Raw genomic sequence first — 5,150 nt, forward strand, 5'->3', positions numbered from 1 at the left:
CAGAACTGTTCCTGAAGTGGAACACGTGTATCAGGCCGTGCAGCGCGTCAACGAACTGGCCACCGACCTGTCGGAAAACCGCAGCGGCATCCTCAACATCGTCTCCAGCCCGAGCATCGGGCAGATGCTGATCCCGCAAGCCATCGCGCTGTTCCGCAATCGCCATCCGGAGGTCAAGCTGACCTTCCACTGCCTCAACTATGGCTACCTGAAGGATCGCCTGCTGGCGCGCCAGGCCGACCTGGGCATCATCATCCTGCCGATGGAGCATCCCAGCCTGCAGGTCACGCCCCTGTGCAGCAATCGCCTGGTCTGCGTGCTGCCCTACAACCACGAACTGACCCGGCGCGGCACGTTGAGCTTGGCCGATCTGCGGCCCTTCCCGCTGATCTCCTACAACCGCGATTCGCCCTTCGGCGGTATCGTCGGGCGCTTCTATCAGTCCGAAGAGGAAGCCTTGCGGCCCATCATGGAAGTGGGCTCGCCGCAGAACGCTTGTTCCCTGGTGCAGATGGGGGCGGGCGTGGCGCTGGTGGATGAATTCTCGGTGCGCAGCTGGGCCGGCACCAACCAGATGGTGGTGCGGCCGGTGGCGCGGGCGCCCATCCTGCGGGCCAACCTGGTGCACGTGCGCACCGAGCCGCTGTCGCAACTGACCCAAGCCTTCATTGCCGAACTGCAGCAACTGGTGCGCGCGCAGGGATATGGCTTGCCGGATGAAGAAATGAACATATCGGCTGGAACCGGCGATTAACACGACGTTAAGGCGTGCACACAAAAAGGCAAGCGACAAGCGTAGATGACTCCACGACAATCGTTTCCAACTTCTCCGCTCCGGCCCTTGGCTGGCCGCTGCTTCCACTCTCTCTTCATGGAACGTCGCGCATGTCTTCTTCTCTTGCTCCTGCTTCCGCGCTGGCCACGGCGCGCGGTGTCTATACCATCTGCCCCACGCCTTTCACTGCCGAGGGCGCACTGGACCTGGGCAGCATCGCCACCCTGGTCGAGTTCCAGATCGAAGCCGGGGTCTCGGGCCTGGCCATCCTCGGTTTCCTGGGAGAAGCCCACAAGCTCTCCAATGCCGAGCGCCGCGCGGTGACGTCTACCTTCGTCAAGTGTGCGGCAGGACGGGTGCCGGTCTGGGTCGGCGTGCGCGCCCTGGGCCTGGCCGGTGCCATCGAGCAAGCCACGGAAGCGGCCGAGGCGGGCGCGGCGGCGGTCTTCGCGGCACCCCTGGACATGGCTTCCGATGCGGTGCAGTTCGACTATTACAAGTCGCTGGCGGCAGCCCTCGCCATCCCCGTGGTGATCCATGACTTCCCCGATTCCTTCGGCACCGAGATCAAGGCCGAGGTGATCGCCCGCCTGGGGCGCGAAGGTGGCGTCAACTTCATCAAGATGGAAGAGCCACCGGTGGGCCAGAAGATCAGCCGCATCCGCGATCTGGCCGGGGAATCGATGCGCATCTTCGGTGGCCTGGGCGGCGTGTATTTCCTGGAAGAGTTGCAGCGCGGTGCGGTCGGCACCATGACCGGTTTTGCCTTCCCCGAGATCCTGGTGCGCATCTACGATCAGTTCGCCGCCGGTGACCTGGCCGGTGCGGCAGCGACCTTCGACCAATATTGCCCGCTGATCCGCTATGAATTCCAGCCCAAGATCGGCCTGTCGCTGCGCAAGTATGTCTATCGCAAGCGCGGTGTCATCAGCAGCGATGCCATCCGTTCGCCCGGTATGCGCATCGATGCCGAGACCGAGCGTGAACTGGAAGCCGTGATCGCCCGCGTGGGCTTGGACCTGGATCAGCGCGGCGCGCTGGTGATCCGCTGAGGAGCCGCCGATGGATCTGGGAATCAGCGGACGACGCGCCCTGGTGTGCGCATCGAGCAAGGGCCTGGGGCTGGCCTGTGCCATCTCGCTGGCACGCGAGGGCGTGGCCGTGACCATGACCGCACGCGGCGCGGAAGTCCTCGAAGCCGCGGCGCAGCAGGTGCGTGCTGCCACCGGCGCCACCGTCACGACGGTAGCGGGCGACATCACCACGCCCGCGGGCCGCGCCCTGGCGCTGGCCGCCTGTCCTGCGCCGGACATCCTGGTCACCAATGCCGGTGGTCCCAAGCCGGGCGATTTCCGCGAGTGGTCGCGCGAGGACTGGATCGCGGCCATCGATGCCAACATGCTCACCCCCATCGCACTGATCAAGGCCACCGTGGATGGCATGATGCAGCGCGGTTTCGGCCGCATCGTCAACATCACCTCCGGCGCGGTGAAGGCACCCATCGACATCCTCGGCTTGTCCAATGGCGCACGTTCCGGCTTGACCGGATTCGTCGCCGGACTGGCAAGAACGACCGTGGCCCACAACGTGACCATCAACAATCTGCTGCCCGGTCCTTTCGAGACCGAGCGGCTCCTGACCACGGCAGCGGCTAGCGCACGCGGCAGCGGCAAGTCGGCCGAAGAGGTGCTGGCTGCCCGCCGTGCCGCCAATCCGGCCCGCCGCTTCGGCCAGCCTGCTGAATTCGGCGATGCGTGCGCCTGGCTGTGCAGTGCTCAGGCAGGTTTTGTCACAGGACAAAACCTGCTGATGGACGGCGGCGCTTATCCCGGAACCTTCTGACGCTGAGACTCCCGCATGGACTTCGACCTCACCATCCGCAACGGCCGCATCTCTACCGACCGCGAGACCTTCTTCGCCGATATTGGCATCAAGGACGGCGTGATCGCGCGCATTGCGCCTGACCTGCCGCCGGGACGCGAGGATATCGACGCCGCCGGCCGCTGGGTCCTGCCCGGTGGCATCGACAGCCATTGCCACATCGAGCAGCTCTCCGGCATGGGCATGATGTGTGCCGATGATTTCTATTCGGGGACGGTCTCGGCCGCCTTCGGTGGCACCACCACCATCATTCCGTTTGCGGCCCAGCATCGCGGCAAGCGCATCCCCGACGTGATCGCCGATTATGCGCAACGCGCCCGCGAGAAGGCGGTGATCGACTATGGCTTCCACCTGATCCTGGCCGATCCGGACGAGCAGGCCCTGCAGCACGATTTGCCGCAGGCCATCCGTGATGGCATCACCTCGCTGAAGGTCTACATGACCTACAACGCGCTCAAGCTGGACGATTACCAGTTGCTGGACGTGATGGCACTGGCCGGTCGCGAAGGGGCGCTGGTGATGATCCATGCCGAGAACCACGACATGATCCGCTGGCTGGCCTCGCGCCTGCTCGACCAGGGCCATACCGCCCCCAAGTTCCACGCAGTGGCCCACGATCCTCTGGCCGAGGCCGAAGCCAGTCATCGCGCCATTGCCCTGTCGCGCCTAATCGGCGTGCCTGTCCTGATCGTGCACGTGGCCGGGGCCGAGACCGTGCAGACCATTCGCAACGCCAGGCTGCTGGGTGCACAGATCTATGCCGAGAGTTGCCCGCAATACCTGTTCCTCACGGCCGAGGACATCGACCTGCCCGGCGTGGAAGGCGCCAAGTATTGCTGTAGTCCGCCGCCGCGCGACGCCAATGCGCAGGAGGCGGTCTGGGCCGGGCTCAAGGATGGCACGCTGGGCATGTATTCCTCGGACCATGCGCCTTATCGTTTTGATGAAAGCGGCAAGCTGCCGCGCGGCGAGGACACCACCTTCAAGGAAATGGCCAATGGCGTGCCGGGGATCGAGCTGCGCCTGCCGCTGCTGTTTTCCGAGGGCGTACAGAAGGGACGCATCGATATTCATGAATTCGTGCGCCTGACCGCTACCAATCACGCCCACATGTATGGGCTCTCGCACTGCAAGGGCAATATCGCCGAGGGACTCGACGCCGACCTGGTGATCTGGAACCCGGAGCGCGAGACCACCGTCACTGCCGCTCTCCTGCACGACAACGTTGGATATACGCCCTACGAAGGACGCAGATCAAGGGCTGCCCGGAAGTGGTCATCAGCCGTGGCCGCGTGGTGATCAGCGAGGGTGAGCTGAAAGTGGCACGCGGCTCGGGCCGCTACATCGCGCGCCAGTGTCCGGCGCCAGCCAGCATTGCGCAACGGCCGACACGCAGCCATCTGCCGGGCCTGCTCGGCCTCAAGGGAAAGGCATGGGAATCGCAATGAGCAACCAGCACAATCGCTTCGGCCTGGCCGTGGCCCAGATGGGGCCGGTGCAACTGGCCGAGGACCGGAGCACGGTGGTGCGCCGCCTGCTGGAGATGATGCGCGAGGCCGCCGCCCGCGGCGCGAAGATGGTGGTGTTTCCCGAACTGGCGCTGACCACCTTCTTTCCGCGTTACTGGATGGAAGACCAGGCCGAGATCGATGCCCGTTTCTTCGAGTCCGAGATGCCCGGCCCGCAGACCCGGCCGCTGTTCGATCTGGCCGCGCAGTTGGGAATCGGCTTCTATCTGGGCTATGGCGAACTTACACCCGATGGCCATCACTACAACACGTCCATCCTGGTGGACGACCAGGCCAGGATCGTGGCGCGCTATCGCAAGATCCACCTGCCCGGACACAGCGACCACAAGCCCGATGCGCCTTTCCAGCATCTGGAAAAGAAGTACTTCGAAGTCGGCAACGATGGCTTCGGTGTCACCGACATGCTGGGCACCCGCATCGGCCAGTGCCTGTGCAATGACCGTCGCTGGCCGGAGACCTATCGCGTCATGAGCCTGCAGAGCGCGCGCATCGTCACGCTGGGCTACAACACGCCATCCTGGAACATCCACTGGAACGAGCCGCCGCACCTGCGCATGTTCCATCACCTGCTGTCGCTGCAGGCCAATGCCTACCAGAATGGATTGTGGGTGGCCGCCGCTGCCAAGTGTGGTTTCGAGGATGGCTTCCACATGATCGGCGGTTCGGCCATCGTCGCGCCTTCCGGCGAGATCGTAGCGCAGGCGCAGGGTGAGGAGGATGAGGTGATCTTCGCTAGTTGCGATCTGCAACTGGGGGAAACATTTCTGCAGCATGTCTTCAACTTTGCCAAGCATCGCCGTCCGGAACATTACCGCCTCATCGTCGAGCGCACCGGGGCTGGCGAGCCGCTGCCACCGTCCGAGCTGTCTACCTGAATCACTGTCCACCTTCCACCCAATCGAGGAGTGTTGCGATGTTTCCGTTCCTGGCCCTACCTTCCAAGTCTTCTCTGAAGTTTTCCCTGC

At 64.2% G+C, this 5,150-nt stretch carries 4 protein-coding genes and 1 pseudogene; all 5 read left to right on the forward strand.

Annotation, left to right across the window (positions count from 1 at the left end; all coding sequences use genetic code 11):
* Positions 1 to 754 (forward strand): LysR substrate-binding domain-containing protein (locus I5W_RS26145; RefSeq protein ID WP_044531456.1); only part of this gene is annotated, 754 nt, incomplete at its 5' end.
* Positions 755 to 885: 131 nt separating this feature from the next.
* A complete protein-coding gene (locus I5W_RS26150; protein WP_044531453.1) occupies positions 886 to 1,827 on the forward strand; it encodes a dihydrodipicolinate synthase family protein in 942 nt (313 codons plus the stop codon).
* 10 nt (positions 1,828 to 1,837) lie between these two features.
* Positions 1,838 to 2,617, forward strand: coding sequence for an SDR family oxidoreductase (locus I5W_RS26155; RefSeq protein ID WP_044531454.1), 780 nt, complete (start codon positions 1,838 to 1,840; stop codon positions 2,615 to 2,617).
* Positions 2,618 to 2,632: 15 nt separating this feature from the next.
* Positions 2,633 to 4,104, forward strand: a pseudogene (gene hydA, locus I5W_RS26160) (dihydropyrimidinase).
* Positions 4,101 to 5,060, forward strand: coding sequence for an N-carbamoyl-D-amino-acid hydrolase (locus tag I5W_RS26165; RefSeq protein WP_044531455.1), 960 nt, complete (start codon positions 4,101 to 4,103; stop codon positions 5,058 to 5,060). Before hydA ends, I5W_RS26165 begins: the two are co-directional and overlap by 4 nt.
* Positions 5,061 to 5,150 lie beyond the last annotated feature (90 nt).

It is taken from the genome of Herbaspirillum sp. B65 (assembly GCF_000333555.1).
GTDB classification, from domain to species: domain Bacteria; phylum Pseudomonadota; class Gammaproteobacteria; order Burkholderiales; family Burkholderiaceae_D; genus Herbaspirillum; species Herbaspirillum rubrisubalbicans.